The following is a 712-nucleotide window of genomic DNA, read 5'->3' as shown; positions in this document are numbered from 1 at the left end:
CCCCGGCTGCGGCCGAGACAGCGCCCACGGCGCAGCCCGCGCCGGCGCCGCCGCCGTCGGCCGGCCAGGCCGCGGACGGCCCCGCCTACACGCTGTCCGATCTCGAATACATTCTGGCGCCGATCGCGCTCTACCCGGATCCGCTCATCGCCGTGCTGCTGCCGGCGACGCTGTTCCCGGACCAGATCGTCGAGGCCTACAACTGGATCGACGCCAACCCGCGCTTCGTCCAGGCGCGCAACTTCGCCCAGGTGGATCGCAAGAGCTGGGACACGTCGGTGAAGGGCCTCGTCCGTTTCCCGGACGTGGTGCGCATGCTCCACGACAACATGCAATGGACCGAGTCCATCGGCCTCGCCTTCTCGACCCAGCCGCAGGACGTCTCCACCGCGATCCAGACGCTGCGCGCCAAAGCCGAGAGCGCCGGCACCCTGAAGTCGACGCCCCAGCAGGCCGTGTCGACGCGCGACGACGGCGGCCAGCGCGCCATCTACATCGCGCCGACCAGTCCCGAGCGGATCTACGTGCCGATCTACGACCCCTCGACGGTGTTCACCGACGTCGCCGCGGGTGCGCTGCTGTTCGGCTCCGCCGTGCTGGTCGGCTCCGCCTGGAACAATCGCTGGGGCTGGCGCGATCGAAGCTGGAACTCGGTCTGGGTGGTGCCGCCCGGCTGGCGGCGTCCGCCGCATTGGGGTCCCGGCCCGGGACC

General features: G+C 71.2%; 1 protein-coding gene. It reads left to right on the top strand.

Translation table 11 applies throughout. From position 1 onward, the window contains the following. The coding region (locus CH341_RS31680) for a DUF3300 domain-containing protein (protein ID WP_146604722.1) at positions 1-712 on the top strand (712 nt) is incomplete at both ends.

It is taken from the genome of Rhodoplanes roseus (genome assembly GCF_003258865.1).
GTDB lineage: Bacteria > Pseudomonadota > Alphaproteobacteria > Rhizobiales > Xanthobacteraceae > Rhodoplanes > Rhodoplanes roseus.
The sequence above is the reverse complement of the archived record's forward strand: the minus strand, read 5'-3'. Positions and strand labels throughout refer to the sequence as shown.